At 48.7% G+C, this 19227-nt stretch carries 8 protein-coding genes; 3 read left to right on the plus strand and 5 right to left on the minus strand.

Annotated features, from left to right (window positions below):
• Positions 1-176: 176 nt before the first annotated feature.
• Complete coding sequence (locus CR205_RS16065) at positions 177-1868, minus strand: cell wall-binding repeat-containing protein (protein ID WP_110521163.1); 1692 nt, start codon at positions 1866-1868, stop codon at positions 177-179.
• Positions 1869-2270: 402 nt separating this feature from the next.
• Between CR205_RS16065 and CR205_RS16070 the strand changes: the two genes are divergently transcribed.
• Positions 2271-4040 carry an N-acetylmuramoyl-L-alanine amidase gene (locus CR205_RS16070; RefSeq protein WP_110521164.1) on the plus strand — a complete coding sequence of 590 codons (1770 nt, stop codon included), beginning with the start codon at positions 2271-2273 and terminating at the stop codon, positions 4038-4040.
• 345 nt (positions 4041-4385) lie between these two features.
• On the opposite strand, the gene CR205_RS16075 is transcribed toward CR205_RS16070, so the two are convergent.
• Positions 4386-6815 carry a cell wall-binding repeat-containing protein gene (locus tag CR205_RS16075; protein ID WP_110521165.1) on the minus strand — a complete coding sequence of 810 codons (2430 nt, stop codon included), beginning with the start codon at positions 6813-6815 and terminating at the stop codon, positions 4386-4388.
• Between the two features lie 292 nt (positions 6816-7107).
• Positions 7108-13032: a cell wall-binding repeat-containing protein gene (locus CR205_RS16080; protein WP_161524808.1), complete on the minus strand. Its 5925-nt coding sequence runs from the start codon at positions 13030-13032 to the stop codon at positions 7108-7110.
• Between the two features lie 525 nt (positions 13033-13557).
• Here CR205_RS16080 and CR205_RS20335 point away from each other — a divergent pair.
• The gene (locus tag CR205_RS20335; protein WP_161524809.1) at positions 13558-13701 is read left to right on the plus strand and encodes a hypothetical protein; all 144 of its coding nucleotides are present in this window, start codon (positions 13558-13560) and stop codon (positions 13699-13701) included.
• A gap of 130 nt (positions 13702-13831) precedes the next feature.
• Positions 13832-14986 (plus strand): CapA family protein, encoded by a 1155-nt coding sequence (locus CR205_RS16085; RefSeq protein ID WP_161524810.1) that lies wholly within the window; start codon positions 13832-13834, stop codon positions 14984-14986.
• Between the two features lie 191 nt (positions 14987-15177).
• On the opposite strand, the gene CR205_RS16090 is transcribed toward CR205_RS16085, so the two are convergent.
• The gene (locus CR205_RS16090) at positions 15178-15648 is read right to left on the minus strand and encodes a hypothetical protein (protein ID WP_110521168.1); all 471 of its coding nucleotides are present in this window, start codon (positions 15646-15648) and stop codon (positions 15178-15180) included.
• Between the two features lie 625 nt (positions 15649-16273).
• A complete protein-coding gene (gene ppc / locus CR205_RS16095) occupies positions 16274-19015 on the minus strand; it encodes a phosphoenolpyruvate carboxylase (protein WP_110521169.1) in 2742 nt (913 codons plus the stop codon).
• Positions 19016-19227: the final 212 nt, after the last annotated feature.

The raw sequence follows: 19227 nt of genomic DNA on the forward strand, positions 1-19227 counted from the left end.
GACGCTTTCAGCAACCCATCGCTTCAGCCTCATAATTAAGTTTACGAAAAGCAGCAATTTATTCCAAAACAGCTCAGCTTTACTATTATATTTACGCCATTGTACGCCAGGAGAAGGATGCCGATAAACATGGCATACAAAGGCCCCGGCATTATGGCATTGCCGAGGCTTCATTCTTATTCGTCAGCCGGACTCCAAGGGAAGGCCGGATCTTCTGTTTCAAGATAACTGATCATGCCGTATAGGCCGTTCACATAAGCTTCAAGGTTTGTATCCGGGGAACGGAGACTGCGGTTAAACTTCAGCTGCATCGCCTCCACGCCTAGCTGATTAAAGCTGTAGTTGGCAATCCGTTCCGGAGCCGAGGCATTAAAATGATAGTTTTCGTAAACATTGAAGATCCCAAGTTCACGGTAGGCGTTCATAAGAGCGGCCGGGCGATGGGCACTCACAAGTTCCCCATCATTTGTACCGATATCCATGGCAAACGGCCAGGAGGCAGCAGCTCCGTGAATATCCAGGACAAGATCGATTTCATACTGATCGATTACACGTTCAAGTTCTTCTTTAAACGGCACAGGATCATAATGATTTGGATCCTGTGTTTTCTTCGTCGTGTAAAGCACGTGGGCACCGGTATACTCCTGAAGGGAGAGTGTGATGGCACCTGTATAGAACTCCTGGCTTTTTGGATTGCCGTCACGAATTGTCCTCGTTGTGTGCGGCGCCGTGATTAAAACACGGGCGTTTTCCCGTCCTTCCTGAAAAGTGAAGGGCTCTTCGGCGTCCACATCCCCGTGGTAGTTATTCTGAGCAAACGGCGCTTCATAAGCATCGGTTTTCTCAAGCAGTGTGCCGTCCTCTGCATCAGCAATCAGGACATCGAGAGGATGCACGTACTCATGTGCTTCTGCTAAATCCACTTTTACTTCAGTTGAAAGGGCAGATTCGCCGCCAAGCAGGGCAGACGTATCGATTCGGTTGTTTACCACATATCTGATAACCGATTCACGGGCGCGGTCTGAGGACGTGAGCAGCATGACCGTTTCATTTTTTGCCGCCAAAACTGAGCCGGTCAGGGCGTCAGCGAAATCCGTACCAGTGGCAATGTACGCATGGTTACCAGGTACGGCAAGCTGTTCGGCGATTGCAGCTGCAGTCTCATATCTGTTTTCACCGCTGATCCTTACCGGTGACGGAAGCTGTGCTTCGACCTCTTCGTCAATCACAGCAGATCCGCCAATGACTGTTGTCTGAACGAATCCCCGCTCCTCGATAAACGTTTCTGTTACGTCGGGCAGGTAGTTCTCACTGGTCAATAAAATCGGCACACCGTGATTGGCCGCCACCGGAGCTGCCGCAAGGGCGTCCGGATAATTACGCCCGCTCGCTACAAAGGCATCATCGGCCTGGGAAAGCTCATTCGCAATCAGCACCGACGTTTCGTAGCGGTTTTCTCCGCCGATCCGGTCCACTGTCAGACCAAGAGCCAGAAGGGTTTCCTCCACGTCGGGAGATACGGCGTTTTCGCCTCCGAGTATAACAGCTTGCCCGGCCTGAAGCCGTTCAATTTCATTAAGGGTTTCACCAGATAATCCTGCGGTTCTGGATAGAAGAATCGGAGCATTATACTTGTGGGCAAGCGGCGTTCCGGAGAGCGCATCGGGAAAATCGTTTCCACGAGCGATAAAAACAACATCACTGCCTCCTTCCCAGCCGGCTTTTGAAATTTTCACTGCAGTTTCATACCGGTTTTCTCCATAAATCCGTTCAACATCTTCATCTGCCTGGACGGAAGTCGATGAAAGTACAAAAAATGCGGTAACTGACGCTGCCGCAAGTGCCAATATCTTTTTAATTTTCCCCATCTCCTTTTTGAATATTCTTACTTTTAGAGCCGTAATCCTTTCAGGTGTTGTATGTAGTCTATGAAAATAATCAATACGATTTCGACATTTATTATGTAGGCAGAATGCAAGACTCTCTGTAAAAGGATAAGCGAAAACTCACACTGTTTCAATATTTTTCATGAATCGACACAAACTGCATCTACCGGCATGTGATGGATAAAAGGCCATAAAATCCCACCGTTACTGGGATTGCTCCGCTCAGTTCTTTAGAAGGAACGAAGTTCTTTTTCAAGAACGTGCTTTTTTTACTATATAAGATACGTGACGTTTGCATCGATCTTTGAAACATCTGTAACATTATCAAATTATGTAGAATTTTACGATATAATGTGGTTTAGGAAAAAATAAAGGAGGGAAAATATGAAGGTTCATACGAACATTAAAGCTTTTCTAGTCTTCACCGTTACGCTACTCTTTTCATTCACTCTCTACACCGAACCAGCAGACGCTGCTGATCTCGAGTTCGATCGGATTTCAGGCGACAACCGAATCGGGACAGCAATTCAAATATCTCAGAAAGGCTGGCCGAATGGCCTGTCTAATGGTGATAATACCGTTATTATCGCACGGTCCGATCACCCTGCAGACGCCCTTGCCAGTGCAAGTCTTGCCGGCAAAATGAATGCGCCTATTTTACTTACATCCCAGAACAGTTTACATGCTGACCTGACGGACGAACTGAACCGTCTGAATGCATCAAAAGCATACATACTCGGAGGAACAGACGCAATCAGCAGCAATGTGAGTCAGAGCCTGCAGAATCTCGGACTCTCGGTTGAACGGGTTGAAGGAAGCAATCGTTATGAAACTGCAAAAGCGATTAACGAAGCAGCAAACCTGTCGACCAGCAGCCATGCCCTTCTCGTAAACGGCCAGACAATTGCCGATGCCCTTTCAGCTTCCGGTATTGCCGCTGTGAATGAAATGCCGATTTACCTCACTGGATCTGAATCATTAGCAATCACGCTCCCTTCAGAGGTTGAGACCGTCACGATGATCGGCGGGGAAACGGTGTTAAGCGAAGGGATTGAGAATGAGCTCAACGCTCTTGGAATTGAGACTAACCGCATCGCAGGAGACAACCGTTACGAGACAAACATACAGGCAATTCAGAGTTTTGATTTTGCCAGTGATGAATCCATTATGGTAAGAGGAACGACTGTAAGCAGCCAGGGAGAAGATTATCCTGATGCTGTTGCAGCCGGCGGTCTTGCCGGACAACTGGGAAGCCCTGTCGTCCTTACCCACCCTGAACAGGCACGTACGGATGTGAGAAACTTCCTTCTTTCGCAGAGCGGACTCACCTATGTTCTCGGCGGGACGACCGCGATTTCCGAAACTGTCCTTCAGCACCTGAACCAGGATTTTGATGAAAATGCGGTAACCGATGCTTATGTTAACGCCAAATCCGGACTGAATATCAGAAGTACACCGGGCGGTTCCGTTGTCGGCACTCTTTCAAGGGGAACCATGGTTGAAATCCACGAGTTTGACGGCGACTGGGCTAAGATTTCTTATAATGGCGGCTACGCCTATGCCCATGCTTTCTATTTAAATATTACAGGTGACAACTACCTTCTTGCCGGCCATACAATTGTAGTGGATCCAGGTCACGGGGGCCATGACGGTGGAGCATCCGCAAACGGCCTTACCGAGAAAAACGTTGTTCTCGATGTGAGTCTCCTTGTTTACGATCAATTGCTTCAGTCTGGTGCAAACGTGGTCATGACAAGAAGTACCGATGTGTTTGTGAGTCTGGCAGGACGTGTAGAAATTGCTGAAAATGCCAATGCCGATTCATTTGTGAGTGTCCATGCGAATGCAGCCGGGAGTGAAGCAGCCCATGGGATTGAAACCTTCCACTGGGGACAGCACGCTAGCGAAGAAAGCAAGGCTCTTGCAGAAGCGATTCAGGACCGCCTGATCTATGATACAGAGGCAAACGACCGCGGTGCCAAAGAAGGGAATTTCCACGTAATCCGCGAGAACACAATGCCGGCCGTACTTGTGGAAATCGGGTTCCTGACAAATCCGGCGGAAGCGAACCTGCTTCGCACTCATGCCTATCAGTCAGAGATCGCGAATTCTATTTATCAGGGTATCGTAGACTTTCACCGTACACTTCAATAGATTCATAGTTTAAATGCCGGTCCCTCAGGGGCTGGCTTTTTTGTGTGTGGTGAGATTAGGGGGCTTACTCCTTAAGTAAATTCTTTAAGGTGGCTCTCTCTTCATTTCTTCCCCAAACTCGCATTGATAATGAAGAGACTCGGCCCCTTCCTCTTCACTTTTCTTCAGAAAACATATTTAAATGAAGAAACTAATCCTTTCCCGCGAATCACTCCCTTTTGATCCCAACATGAACCACTCAGAACTGAAACATGCCGTTTAGGAAACATCTCTACGGGATATAGCAAAAAGCCCTCACCTTGGAACCTGGTGAGGGCCTTCTGATCGTTATGCTATACATATGTTTTACTGCTTACGCGCCTGGAAAAATGCCTCAATGTCTTCGGATACAGCTGCATGTCCGCCGAGAAGGAATACGTTTTCGAACATTTTCCCTTCAATGTAGCTTTCTACATTAGCCGGCAGATGGCTCTGTCTCGTTAAAAGAATCGGCATCTCATGATCATAGGCAAGACGGCTCGCACTCAGGCCGTCCGGGAAGTCCTGACCATTGGCGAGCGCAAAGGATGTGGCTTCAGGGTAATAGGCTGCTTTCACAGCAAGTGCCGTTTCAAAACGGTTTTCCCCGTGAACACGGTTCACACTGACGCCCATGTTGGCAAGCTCACTGAGCGCACCGTTTGGCACTGCATGAGGGCCGCCTACAACGGTTGCTGACTGAATTCCCTGTTCGTGGGCATACACTCTGAGTGCATCGCTCAGACCTTCATCATCCCAGTTGATTAGAACAGGAATTTCGTTTTCCGCTGCGTAAGGAACAATTGACATGGCATCTGCAAAATCAAAGCCGGATACAACAAACATTTCTGTCGCATCTGGATTCACATGATCAGCAATGGCCACAGAGGTTTCAATACGGTTTTCACCGTATACACGCTCAACATCAAATGTTTCACTGAATGTCTCTTCCACGATTGCCGGAACGGCCGCTTCTCCACCGAGAATGACGATGCTTCCGTTATCGTTCAGAAGTTCTTCTGCCTTTGCCTTAGCTGCGTTCATAATGTTCTCATTATCGTTGACAAGAAGAACTGTCCCGTTAAGTGACTGGTTAAGGGCACCGCCGGCAAGAGCATCCGGATAGTCGCTTCCGGAAGCAAGAATCACATGATCAAGTGTGCCGTCTTCAATTTCGTCTGCAAGGGCAAGAGACGTTTCGTAACGGTTTTCCCCTGCAATACGGGATACTTCGCGATCCATCTCCTGCTGCTCGATGGAAATACGTCCTTCAGTAGTTTCATAGTCAATCGCTTCGTTGTTTTCTTCGAATGTTTCAGCAAAACTGAACATAGCAGTCGTAATTTGCCCGATTGCCGGCTCAACCACTTCACCTTCGAAGTTATAGCCGCTTCCGCCTGTTCCGATAAAATCAGGAACAACGACTGTGTACGTGTCGTCCATTCCGATTTCTTCCCCGTCAAAATAGAGGTCAGCTTCGAGGAAATTTCCCTGAGCGTCCACATGAATTGTGTATTCCAGTCCGGCTGTCTGAAGGTCGATTTGATTACGACCGTCACGTGTGTAGGAAAATTCGATCACGTCGTGCAGGGCTTCGCCCGTCATTTCATAGATCATCAGCTCGTTCGCAAAAGGTTCGATCGTGTAGATGTCCCCTTTTGTAATCTCGCCGGGTTCAATACTGTCACGGATCCCACCGTTGTTCGTAAAGGCGATGTCTCCCTCTCCGTAGTAAAGAAGAGAGTCGGTCCAGAAGTTACCTAGTGCCACGTCCATTTCATAACGGCCGTCACGAGTAAGTCCGGTGTTGGTTTCACCGATCACTTCGGAAAGAAGTTCGTCCATTTCATCGTTGTAGTGGTCAATGATGGCCTGAACGGATTCATTGGTTTCTGTCAGGCTTTCCGTGTCCTGCAGAAATCCTTCTACACCGAGTACTTCGTGTGTGTCTTCATCAAGAGTGAAAGTGAGGTTTCCTACGTATTCACTGTTCGCACCTGCCTGTGCCACCGGTGTCCCGTTAACCATAACAGGTTCATCAAGCACCGTATGGGAGTGACCGCCGATAATCGCATCGAAGAATTCAACTTCTTCTGCGAGTGCCTGGTCGGCACCAAAGCCGATATGTGTGAGGGCGATGTAAACGTCCACTTCGTCCCGTACATATTCATATTCAAGGGCACTTTCCACATAATCATGAAACTCAATTCCAACTACTCCTGCCGGTGCTGTTGCCGGCGGGTTCTGTGTAAGACTGAGAACACCTACTGTAACATCGTCAATTTCATAGATTTCATAAGGGTCCGGCTGCTCAATAGGAATATCTGTGTCCACGACTTCCATGTTGGCACTTAGCCAGTCAAAATCCGAATCTGATTCCCGTGCGGCAAAAGCTTCCTGTCCGTAATCGAATTCATGATTTCCGATCGCAAGAGCATCGAGCTCCATTTCGTTCAGAATCTCGACTACCGGTACACCCTCGAGAAGGTCTACTACGGCGTTCCCGCTGAACATGTCCCCTGCATCGAGATACATGGAGTACTCAGCATTGTCGCGCTCCTCGTTAATGTAAGCTGAAGCTTTACCGAGCGGATCGATCCGTGCGTGAATGTCGTTGGTGTGAAGAACTTTCAGTTCCTTCACCCCGTCCTGAGTTTCATCAGCCTGAACGGCACCAGCTGAGCCGAACGTAAAGAACGACGAGGCCAAAAGTACACCTGCCATCATCGAAGTGAGTGTTTTCTTTCCTTTTCTCATCTACCATTCCTCCTGAACAAAAATAGGTGGTACGCGTTCCATCTTACAGACTGAACGTCGAGAATCGATTACAAAGTCTTTAAAACTTTGTAAATTCTCTTTTATTTTACACGATTCTTGTTCATTTTTTGACAAATTAAGCGCTTTCACACCGTTTGTAGGAGAGCAAAGTGCATGAATAGGCATTTAGTTAGATAGATTGCCAGATTATAAAAGGACTTTTGTTCCGGTTATTTTCTATTATATACATAAAAAACGCAGCCCCCGAAGGGACTGCGTTTTAAGCTGATTCTTAGTGAAGCAGCATGCGAAGCTCGTTCTGAACCTCTTCACTTACGGCGTTAGGACCGCCGAAGATGGTGAGGTGATGCAGATCAGATCCGGAGATGTAATCAGCTGTCACACTGTGGACGCTGGATCCTGTAAGAAGAATTCCGCTTCCGTTCTGTGCGGCAAGTGGAGCACCTGCAAGGGCATCAGCAAAGTCAAGGCCTGTTGCCACGTACATGTGATCCGTATCCGGTGCAAAGTGCTCAGTTACAGCAATGTTCGTTGCGTAACGGTTATCACCGGCAAGACGATCAACGTCAATTCCCATACCGGAGATAGCATCCTCAGCAGATTGACTTACTGCTGTATAGCCACCAACGATAACCGCTTCGTCAACACCGAGTGAGTCAAGAGCCTGTCCTGCAGGACCGGAAAGCTCGCCGGCACCTGTAAGAAGGATTGGCATTCCGTGCTGAGCAGCGTAGGAACCGATGCTCAGAGCATCAGGGAAGTTATGGCCGTTGACAACAACTGCGCCATTCACATCCATGTTGTCTCCAAGGTAGCTTGCAATCTCGTAGGAAGTGTCGTAACGGTTCTGACCGAATACGCGGTCAACGTTAAGACCCATTCCTTCAAGAGTTGTAACTACGCCATGGTCGATGACGTTTGGTCCACCAAGTACGATTACACGCTCTGCTCCAAGACGCTCGATCTCATCAGCCGTAACATCAGGCAGAATGGAACCGTTAGTCAGAAGAAGCGGTGCATCGTAGTGATGGGCAAGTGGCGCTCCGGCAAGGGCATCAGCAAAGGCTGTTGCGTTTGTCAGAACAACAACGTCGGAAGAATCCCACTCATGGCTGATTTGAACAGCTGTTTCGTAACGGTTGTCACCGTAGATACGGTCAACAGATGGTCCAGCTTCTCCAACTGTGATTGTACCTTCAGCATAAGCCGTGGATTTGTTTCCTGCAGCATCCTCAAGCGTAATTTCAACAACTCCGCCTTCGAATTGTGCTTCAGGAGCAGTCCAAGTACCAGTGTAATGACCTGGCTCTGTTTCTTCCATTGCTACACGGTGGTCATGATCCACTCCGTAACCGGCGCTTGGAATCGCGACTACAAAGCTTGCATCTCCACCTTCAGTATTGCTGTCGAAGGAAACTGTTACTGTTTCACCAGGCTGAACATGAACATCATCTTCAGGCTGGATATTGTCAATTGAAGGAGCTGTAAGGTCGACATACACGGTCACAGACTCTTCAGCGTGGTTACCTGCAAGGTCCATCGCTTCAACTGTGATTGTGTTTTCACCTTCTTCAAGGATAATGCGCTCGGAGAAAGAACCGTCTTCAGCAAGCTCAGTTTCTTCACCGTTCACAGTTACCCAATCAGGGTTTTCTTCGTCAACAGTACCGCTCACAGTAACAACTTCATTGTTAGTTACCATACCGTCTTCCGGAGTTTCAATCGTAATGTCCGGAGCTTGAGTATCTTTGATTACCATTACGGAGTCTGATGGATCAGACACACCGCTGTCGACAGTTGCTTCAACGTAAATGGAGTTTTGACCTTCGTCAAGATCCACCCACGCGGAGAAGTGTCCGTCTTCGTCTGTGTCAACAACAGCCGCAACGTCTTCGTTGTTGTAGACAGTGACTTCAGCTTCTGTCTGAACATGACCTGTTACTTCAATAGAGTCTTCATTCGTGTACGTCCAGTCGTCAGGAGATGTGATGACCGGAGCTTCAAGAGCGTACCCAACGTTCGCACGGATCAGGAAGTTTCCGTATTGCGTTTCCGGCTCAAAAGATCCGCCGATATAGAAGTAAGAGCGCTCAGCATTTGGCTGCTCTTCGTCTGTCGCTACACCAGGAGACTGGGTACCGGCAAACGGCTGAATAGTTGTGATGATGAAATCATTATCAGTAACAAACGCATCGTCACCGAAGTCGATATAGTTCCATCCACCACGCTCAACCTCTACTGTAAATGGCTCAATGGCTCTGCCAGTCGGCGTACCTGAAGCGTTTGTTTCATATACTGCGATCTGAGTCACGTTACCGCCCGGTACCGGCCAGTCATCGCCCCAGATGTAGATATTTGTACCGCGGACTTCCGCAGATCCTTCCGGAGTAAAGCGGACACCCATACCGTTACCGGCTGCGTTAAGAACAACAGCGTTCTCTGCATTACCAGTATCATAGGCAATTTCATCGTCGTAACTGATAAATGGAGCAAGCTCGACAGTGACGTTTGTCACTTCGCCGCCTTCAACTTCTACAGTTACTTCTGCAGGGTGGTAGTTCTCGGCAGTTACGCGGAGAGTGTACTCACCATAGATGACATCTTCAATCATGAACTCGCCGTCTTCATCCGTAGTTGCTGTAGGAACGTTCGTGTCTTCAATTACACGTACTGTTGCACCTGCAATTGGTTCACCGTTACGCTCGTTGACAACTTCACCAGCGATATGACCGCGTGGTTTCGGATCAAGCATGAAGTTCTGTGTTACTGTTTCTTCAGCCTCAACAACCACGTCAGCTGTTTCGCTGTAGTAGCCGTATGCATCAGCCTGAAGGGTGATCGCTTCACCATCAGTTGCCGGATGCGTCATGAGGTAGGATCCGTCCATAGGGTTCGTATGAACCGTACGTCCAGTGTCAAGAGATGTAACTGTCGCCTGAAGCGGAAGACCGCTGTCGTCAGTCACTGTCATTTGGCTTGTAACAGCTTCATAGCTGTTTCCAGGTGTTACAAATCCAACTTCTGTACGATCTTTGTCAGAGGCAGCCGCAGAGCGCTCGATTGGCGTTGCTGCTTCTGGTTCTCCGTCAGTAGATGCAAGAACGAGGAAGTCATCAATGTACATTCCTGTGTCGTTAATGATGAAGTCTGAATCAAATGCGATTCGAATGTGGATGTCCTCACCGATGTAACCATCAAGAGAAAGCTCTTCGTGAGCCCACACACGCTCACGTCCAGTGTACTCTACGTACTCGGTCCAGGTCTCCCCACCATCGCTGGAGACTTCAAGGTAAGCATAATCCCAGTTTGTTTCAACATCCTTCCAGTAAGCAAAATGAAGTGTTGCTGTTGAAAGCTCTTCACCAAGCTCAATTTCCGGACTCATTAGCCAGCTGTCTTCATTGTTATTGTAGTCACCGGAAAGGTTTGTCGCCCACAGGTTGTCCCCAACATATGCTTCGTTAGGTCCTGAAGTCGGTTCGCCCCACTCCCAAGTGCTGTCAACTCCACCTTCTGTAAAGCCGCCGTCATCATTCTGGAAGTCGCTGTAGTACGCAACTACCACGAAAGGTGCGGTTGCAGATACAGTTTCAGACGGCTCACTTTCGTTACCGCTGAAGTCAAATGCAGTTACATAATAGTGGTACTCTTCGCCACCTTCAGTATCTACATCATGGAAATACGTTGATCCCGTTGTGCCAATGTGTTCGAAATCATCTGCATCATCGTGGGAACGGTAAACGTTGTAACCTTCTGTGTCTGTTTCAGGAGAAGCAGACCAGTCAAGAAGGATTCCCATGTTGGACTGCTCAGCAGTCAGATCTTCAGGTGCGCTTGGTGCATCAAGGTCTTCACCTACAAGAGAAACGTTGTCAAGGTACCAGCCAAGGTAGTTCGTATCCACATCGGTCTGAAGCTGGAATGCCACAAGAACCGGTGCTTCGTTGTTTGCATAGTCATCCAGGTTTACGTAGAGGTTTCTCCACTCCTGGTCCTGACCAGTGAATTCGTACTGAACATCCCATGTTTCACCGTAGTCACCACTTGTGGCAACCATAGCAGTATCGTAGCCCTGCTCAATGTCGTACCAGTGGTTCATACGTACGGATCCCTGATCCTGATCACGCATATCAACTGGTGGAAGCATAGCCGTTGATACGTTGCCATCCGTGTAGTTTCCGTCAAGGTTTGTACCAAGAAGACGGGATCCTGTAACCGGTTCCGGTCCTGCAGTCGGTACGCCCCACTCCCAGTCCCCGTCAAGAGACCAGCCAACAGGGTTGTTCTCAAAGTCCTGGTAGTAGTTGTCCGGAACGATACCGAACGTGACGTCTACGTCATACCAGTCAGTTGAAGTGGTGTTACCGCCGAAGTCTGTCGCAATGATCCGGTATTCAAAACCTGGTTCCTGTACGTATTCGTAAGGAATTTCTCCGCGATACTCACCGTGAAGGTGGTCACCGGAGATCCGGTCCATTTCAACCATCGCATTGTCGTCATGAGCTTCGTGGCTTACTTCAATGACAACACTTGTAACGGCAACATCGTCAGAAACGGTTGCGTATACAGGGATGTCAAGTCCGGAGTAAGCTTCGTCAAAAGAAGTATAGTCTTCGATTACAGGCGGCTCAGTGTCGTCGCCACCAGTAAGAACGTGACCTGTGATTGCGCCCATTCCGCCGGCAACAATCTCAGCAGCCGCTTCTACATCAAGAAGTCCGACGCCGTAACCGTCGTTCGGTACACTTGTGTACTGGCTGTCTGTCAGTGGTTCAGCAGTGTCATTCAGCATATCCTCAAGATCGTCTACTGAAAGACCCGCATCGAAAGAGAGAAGAATCGCAGCTGCACCGGAAATATGCGGTGAAGCCATTGACGTTCCGTTAAAGTTAGCATATCCGCCGTTCGCAACAGCAGAGCGAATGGCTACACCAGGAGCGGAGATGTTCGGCTTCTGGTCGCCATCATAGTTGGATGGTCCACGGCTTGAGAAGCTTGCAAGTGCAGCATTGCTGTCAACTGCTGCAACAGCGTAGCTTTCAGGATAGTTGGCCGGAGGCGTTACTGTCTGCGCTCCTGGTCCGGAGTTACCTGCAGACCATACCGGGAACTGACCGGCATCTCTCCAAGCCTGTACAAGTGGACGGTACCATTCGCTGATACCAGGCTGTCCGCCCCATGAGTTCTGAACGATTTCAGGAGCCATGGCCGGGTTTGGTGTTCCGTCAGCACTTGTCGGAGCCAGCATCCACTCACCGGAAGCCAGAAGATCAGCCTGGGATCCGCCACCAGTGGCAGAAAGACCTTTTGCTGCGATCCATTTTGCACCAGGGGCTACCCCAATCTGGTTGGATCCGTTCTGCTCGGCACCCATTACTGTACCGGCAACGTGTGTACCGTGATTATGATCATCGTAAGCTTCTTCCTGACCGTTAACGGCATCGAAGAAGTTGTACTCGTGATCATACTCACCAGTTTCAGGATCGTACCCGCGGTATTGATGTTGAAGAGCCGGGTGGTCTCTTTGAACACCAGTATCGATTACACCAACCGTGATTCCTTCACCAGTTGAGCCCAAAGTCCAGGCTTCCGGTGCGTTTACCATGTCGATGTTCCAGCCGATGTCCTGGATTTCCACATCATCCGTGCTTGGTTCAGGAAGGTCAGCTTCGATCCAGCTGTTTTCCTGAATGCTTGCTACCTCTGGACGATAGGAAAGCTGTTCAGCCATTTCTTTTGTTACCTCAGCGTATACGTAGTTCATTACGTAAAAGCTGTTGATATCTTTAACTGTTCCCGCTTCCTGTCCTGCTTCCAGGGTGGAAAGGAGTTCAGCCTGCGTTGTTTCTGCAGTTGTGTAAAGTGCGTCAAAAACGGCGTAGCGCTTTGACATTTTTTCCTGATAAGGCGTCGTTGCTGTGTTTACTTCAAGATCAGCAACAACAGAAGCTGTGTCGACCTGCTCGGTCATTTCAATAAGTACTTCTACAAATTCTTCCGTTTCGAACTGCGTCATAACCGAGTTTTCGATTTTTTCAGCAGCCGATTTCTCGTTCGCGTCCTTCATCGTTATGATATCTCCGTTACCAGCAGCTCCAGCCTGATCGGCGACTGTGGCAAACGGCGTCATGACGAGCAGGAAAATCATCAGCATGGCAAATCTTGCACGCATCAACTTTCTCTTCTTATACGACATTGTTTCCCTCCTTATTTTGTAGACAGGCGGCAAATCTCCCATTCCCTCCTTTTACGTCAATTTGCCCGTCTAGGAAATTACAAAATTATCATATTCCTTGTCGTGCTAATTTTCAATAAATTTAGAATAGTATCTTCAAGTGTGAAAATTTATGTAAAAGATGGTCCTATCTTTTCGACAAAGAAAACTGTTTTTTGAGTGTGACTTCGGCATTGTTCTGAATAAAAAAATAGGTTTTCAATCCCAAATAAGCGCTTTCAAATCATTTTCAATTTATTTACAGGACTTTAGTACCTTTTTATACTACTTAAGTATGCTTGACAAATACTCATAATCTGCTCTAGTAATTTTGCCGATTTTCAACACTTTACTGTTTTAAAGTAAAAATGTCCTTTTCTGACAGGGTTAAATTGTTAAAAGACGGGTAAATATTCTGTAAAACTCTTATCTTTTTCTATAGATATAAAGTAGAATCTACCATAATAGGAAGATATAAATTGTAAGAGGGGGGGATAGGGAAGGATTATGAAGGAATTAGAAAAACGTGTTTTTTCACAGGACGATCTGAAACTGCTGCTTTCGGAACTGCTCGAGATGGGCAACAAGGAAAATGCCACGGCAAGTGCGCTGATCGACCGGATTCGCGCCGCCATTCCGGAGAAAAACTGAAAATCTGCTGAAAAATAGTGTACTCCGTAAAACCTCTGACGGTAATGGCAGAGGTTTTTGTCATCTTACCGTAACAAAACTAGCTAATAATGATACAATGATGACAAAACCTGACAAGGAGGCCAAACAATTGAAAAAAACAGGGATTATTTTCACCGCATTCCTTCTTTCTTCCGCAGCCTTCATCGTGTTTATCACTATTTTTCAGACAGAAGAACCCGTATATGCAGATGAACTGGGAACAAGAAGCGGTGAAGCATCTGCAGAACGCAGCGGAGATGTTTCCCGTCCAGTCATTACTGACGTCCGAATCGGGGCTGTAGGCGATGTCCTTCTTCACGCACGTGTGTACGATGACGCGGAAACGGAGGACGGCGGATACGATTTTCTGCCGATGCTCGAGGAGATTGAACCGTACATACAGGAACTTGATTTTGTAATGGCCAATCAGGAGTCAATGCCCGGCGGAACGGACATCGGCCTGTCCACCTACCCTCTTTTTAACAGCCCCCGCCAGATCGCAACGGACCTGCAGACAGTGGGCTTTGATTTTCTGAGTCTTGCCAACAACCACTCTCTCGATGCGGGACTGGAAGGGATCTACAGCAGCATTGACCACCTCAATGATATTGGAATGGATTACACCGGTATTTTTGAAAGCCCTGAGGATCGGGAAACGGACAGGATCATTGATGTGAACGGGATTGATTTCGGGATTCTTTCCTACACGTACGGCACGAACGGCATTCCGATCCCCCGGGGACATGAGTACAGCGTGTCCCTTCTGGACAACCCTGATCTGCCGGACGAAATTGCTGCACTAAGGGAAAAATCCGATGTGGTCGTTGTTCACGCTCACTGGGGAGATGAATACGTGCGCACACCAAACGCCGAGCAGGAGCGCCTGGCGCAGGTAATGGTCGATGCAGGTGCAGACATTATCATTGGGCACCATCCACATGTGCTCCAGCCGATGGAGTGGCTTGAGGATGAAGACGGCCGGGAGGCAATCGTCTATTACTCCCTCGGAAACTTCCTCTCCGGCCAGGTATTTGAATACACCGATATCGGAGGGATTGCGCGCTTAAATGTACGAAAAATTGAGCAGGGCGGTGACTCCCGCATCGAGTTGTCCCGGCCTGATATACTGCCGACGTTCGTTCATCACGAAGATCATGACGACTACCGCGTTATTCTTCTGGAAGATGCTTACGGAAAAGAGTACATTGATAAATCAGCTGAAAAACTAATCGGGCACACCGAACAATATTTCGATGATGAATAAGGATGCGCCAGCAGCACAAGCCGGGGGACAGATCAGCATCATGATCCGCCCCCCGGTTTTTATTATAATTCTTAATGAGTATACCCTTCCGTCAGTTTTCCGAAGCTCCTCTGAACGCCATCTGCTCGCCTTCCGCCGCGGTGCCGCGAGCCTAGGGTTTACTGACTAAAAAGTGTACTTATTTAATTCTTTTACTGTTCATTAAAATCCCAGAGAACTTTCCACTCCCCGTCTTCTTCTGCTACATATACATGCTGGACAAATTCAAAATAACCATATTTACCTCTGTATTTTTTCGTAGCAATCACTTTATAGGCATCCATCGCCACCGCTTCCTCATGCTTCTGCCAATGGCTGATTTTACGGGGCGAGGTCAGATCAAAGGTGAATGTATCGACACCGAAATGGTTGATAAAGACATGGGAGCGGTCCTGAATATACGTTTCGCGGGTAAAACGTTTGTGCATGCTCGAATGAAAAAGTTCCCAGGATGAGGAGAACTTCCCTTCCTGTTCAAGAGTATAAAAGGTTTCAACTACCTTTGCAGCCTGTCTTGCTCCAGCTGTAAAAACCAGGTAGCACGAAAAAATCACGACTGCAATCGTGACGAGTGTCATAAGCACAAAACCGGCTGACGGCCCTCGCCTCCGCCTTTTGAGCATCGCTTTCCCCTCCCTGCCTGGCACGGTTGTCTCTAAAAGTATTTCTATTCATAATCGGAAAGGATTATGTCGGACATGCACGTGATGGAGGAGTTAGTATATTGACAGCAGGTTTACTCATAGAAAAAATGGCTCCCAGCACTTGGGAGCCATTTTTGTCTTAATTTATTTTCATATAAGGATTCCGCACTTTTGCCTTAAGAGCTGCCGAGTAAGGACATATCTCCACTTTGCTCACGAGTTATGGCCGAACTTCCGAGAAGTCAGGACATATCTCCACTTTGCCAACGCGTTATGTCCGAACTTTCGAGAAGTCAGGACATATCTCCACTTTGCCAACGCGTTATGTCCGAACTTTCGAGAAGTCAGGACATATCTCCACTTTGCCAACGCGTTATGTCCGAACTTTCGAGAAGTCAGGACATATCTCCACTTTGCCAACGCGTTATGTCCGAACTTTCGAGAAGTCAGGACATATCTCCACTTTGCCAACGCGTTATGTCCGAACTTTCGAGAAGTCAGGACATATCTCCACTTTGCTCATGAGTTATGGCCGAACTTCTGCTAAGTAAGGAGATTCCCCCGTTAAATCCAAGAGCATGCCGAGCATTACGCAGACATTTGATCAGCCTGTATTCACAAGTCCTGCCGCCACACCGCTGATGGTGAGCAGCACTTCCGTCAGGTGCTCCTCTGAGTGTTCCTCTGATGCACGCAGCTTCTTGATCAGGTCAACCTGAAGGAAGCTGAGCGGATCCACGTAAGGATTCCGGCGGTGAACCGATCCCTGGATGTTCGGTGTATGCGCGAGAAGGTCTTCGCCTCCGGAAATACGCAGCAATACGTCCCTGGTACGGTGGAATTCATCGCTGATGTCCCCGAAGATCCGTTCTCCGACAGCCTTATCCTCCACAAGGTTTACGTACTCTTTTGCCGTTTGGAGATCGGCTTTCATAAGGGCCATCTGGAGGTTGTTGACTGTCGCCTGGAAGAACGGCCACTTCTCGTACATTTCCTGAAGAAGTTTCACGTTGTCTTCACCTTTGTCAGCAAATGCCGAAAGTCCGGTCCCCGCTGCATACCAGGCCGGCAGATTCTGACGGCACTGTGTCCAGGCAAATACCCACGGAATGGCACGCAGGTCTTCAAACCTTTCGCTTCCCTTCCGGCTTGTCGGGCGGGAACCGATATTTAACTCCTTGATTTCCCTGAGCGGTGTCGCCTGCTTGAAGTACGTGAGGAAGTCCTCGTCACCGAACACAAGACCCTGGTACTTTTGCAGGGAATGGCCGGAGATTTCCTCCATCGCCGCGTCCCACTCTGCTTTCACTTCTTGCACTCCGTCTTTGGCTTTTGCAGATCCTTCCAGAAGGGCTGAAGCCGCCTGCTCGAGATTCCGGAAGGCAATATCCTTCAGCATGTAGCGTGAAGACAGCACTTCACCCTGTTCGGTAATTTTCACTCCGTCACCTAGCGTTTGGGCCGGCTGGGAGAGAATGCTCCGGTTAAGCGGGCCGCCGCCTCGTCCGAGTGAGCCGCCTCGTCCATGGAAAAACTTCAGACCGACGCCGAACTGGCTGGCTGTATCGTGAATTTCCTGCTGCGCTTTAAACAGCTTCCAGTTAGCCGTCAGTGTACCCCCATCCTTGCTTCCATCGGAGTAGCCGAGCATGATCTCCTGGTGATTGCCGCGCTGGTGAATGTGATTGCGGTACACGTCCATTTCAAACAGTGTCTTCATGATCTCCGGGCCGGCAATCAGGTCGTTTACCGTTTCAAGAAGTGGTGCCACGTGCAGTCCGCTCTCGACTTTTCCGTCAGGATGCAGCCGGTAAATACCTGCTTCTTTTGCAAGCACGAGCACTTCCAGAAGATCACTGGACGACTGGGTCATACTGACGAGATAAACCTCAATCGACCTCGGTCCGAACGTGTCATGTGCTTCTCTAATGAGCTGAAATACTCTGAAGATCTCCCGGGTTTCTTCGGAATAGTCCTCGTGCAGAAGCATAAGAGGACGGGGATCCTGCAGCACATCGTTTAATACCTTGAGCTTCTCATCTTCGCTCAGGCTGCTGTAGTCATCGGCGATGCCGACCATCTTCAGAATTTCCGCAATCGCCGTTTCATGCTCACCGCTGTGGTTACGGATGTCGAGAGTAGCCAGATGGAAACCGAACAGTTCGACCTGACGAATCAGTTTATCAAGCTTTTTCAGCTTCTGGCCGGGCTGGTTGTGCTCTAGAGCGCTGCGTTTAATCATTTTCAGATCATCAAGCAATTCTTCAGCTGAGTCATAGCCTGACTTGGATTTATCCACATTCCGCAGACGTTTAAGCATGATCCCGAATTTGCGCCGGTAATACTCCGTCTCAAGCTTCCACGTCTCCCCGCGCCGCATGTACGCCTTTTCCTCTTTTTCCACGGACTCGCGGAGTTCTTCACTCACCGGGACGTATTTGGAAGACTGGCTGAACCGTCGCATGAGCTCCGTAAGGGATTCCTCGTATTTTTTCAGCGCAAGACCGCGCTGGAGCTTGAGCGTTTCCCATGTGACTTCAGGCGTCACAAACGGATTGCCGTCACGGTCGCCGCCGATCCAGGATCCGAAGTGAAGAAAGTTCGGCACACGCCACGTATGCCCTGGAAAATAGTCATCGAGCTGATCTTCCAGTTCCTGATGAAGGGCCGGGAGAACGCTGAAGAGCGTCGTATCAAAGTAATAAAGGCCGTTTTTCACTTCGTCGATGACCGTAGGCTTCACCTGGCGCAGTTCATCGGTCTGCCAGAGAGCAGTGACCTCGTTCACAAGTGATTCGTCAAGACGGCGTCGTTCCTTCCGGGTCATGAGCGGGTTGTCCTGCTTCTGAATTATCGTGGAAATCCGCTTCTGAATTTCAAGAATAGTCCGCTTTGTAGCCTCAGTCGGGTGAGCCGTCATAATCAGTTCAATTGAAAGATCATCCAGAACTTCCTGAATCACATCTTCAGGGTAATTACCATCCTTGATCGCGCGCACCGCGCTCTCAATCGAAAATGGCTGGAGCTCTTCATCATCCAGCTGGTACTGGCGGGAGCGGCGGATCCGGTGGTTATGCTCCGCTATATTAATGAGGTGAAAGTAGGTGGAGAATGCCCGAATCACATGCTGGCGCGTTGGTGATTCAAGGCTTTCAATTTCCTTCTTTAACTGCTCATAGGATTCATCTGTGTAGTTGGCGCGAAGCTCTTTTGCCGCTTCGCGAATACGTTCGACTTTTTCAAAAAGCTCTTCTCCGCCATGCTGCTTCAGGACGTTGCCGAGAATCGCACCGAGGCGCTTCACGTCGTTTCTCAGTAATGTACGGTTATCTGTCGTTTCGTGCATCAAATCATCCTCTCTCGTTGTACTGGTATTATGTCCTTTACCAGACCGCTGTATTGCTTTTACCCCTGCATACCCCGTTAAAAACCAGGCTCTTTTATGTAAGATGCCGGAGCCAGGGCAAATTATGGCTTGACCGGGACGCAAATAGGGACTCAATCGTTCCCGCGTGTCAGGGAACGTCCCTGCAAAGATAAAAAAAACAGCGGTCCGAC

The organism is Alteribacter lacisalsi, from assembly GCF_003226345.1.
GTDB classification, from domain to species: domain Bacteria; phylum Bacillota; class Bacilli; order Bacillales; family Salisediminibacteriaceae; genus Alteribacter; species Alteribacter lacisalsi.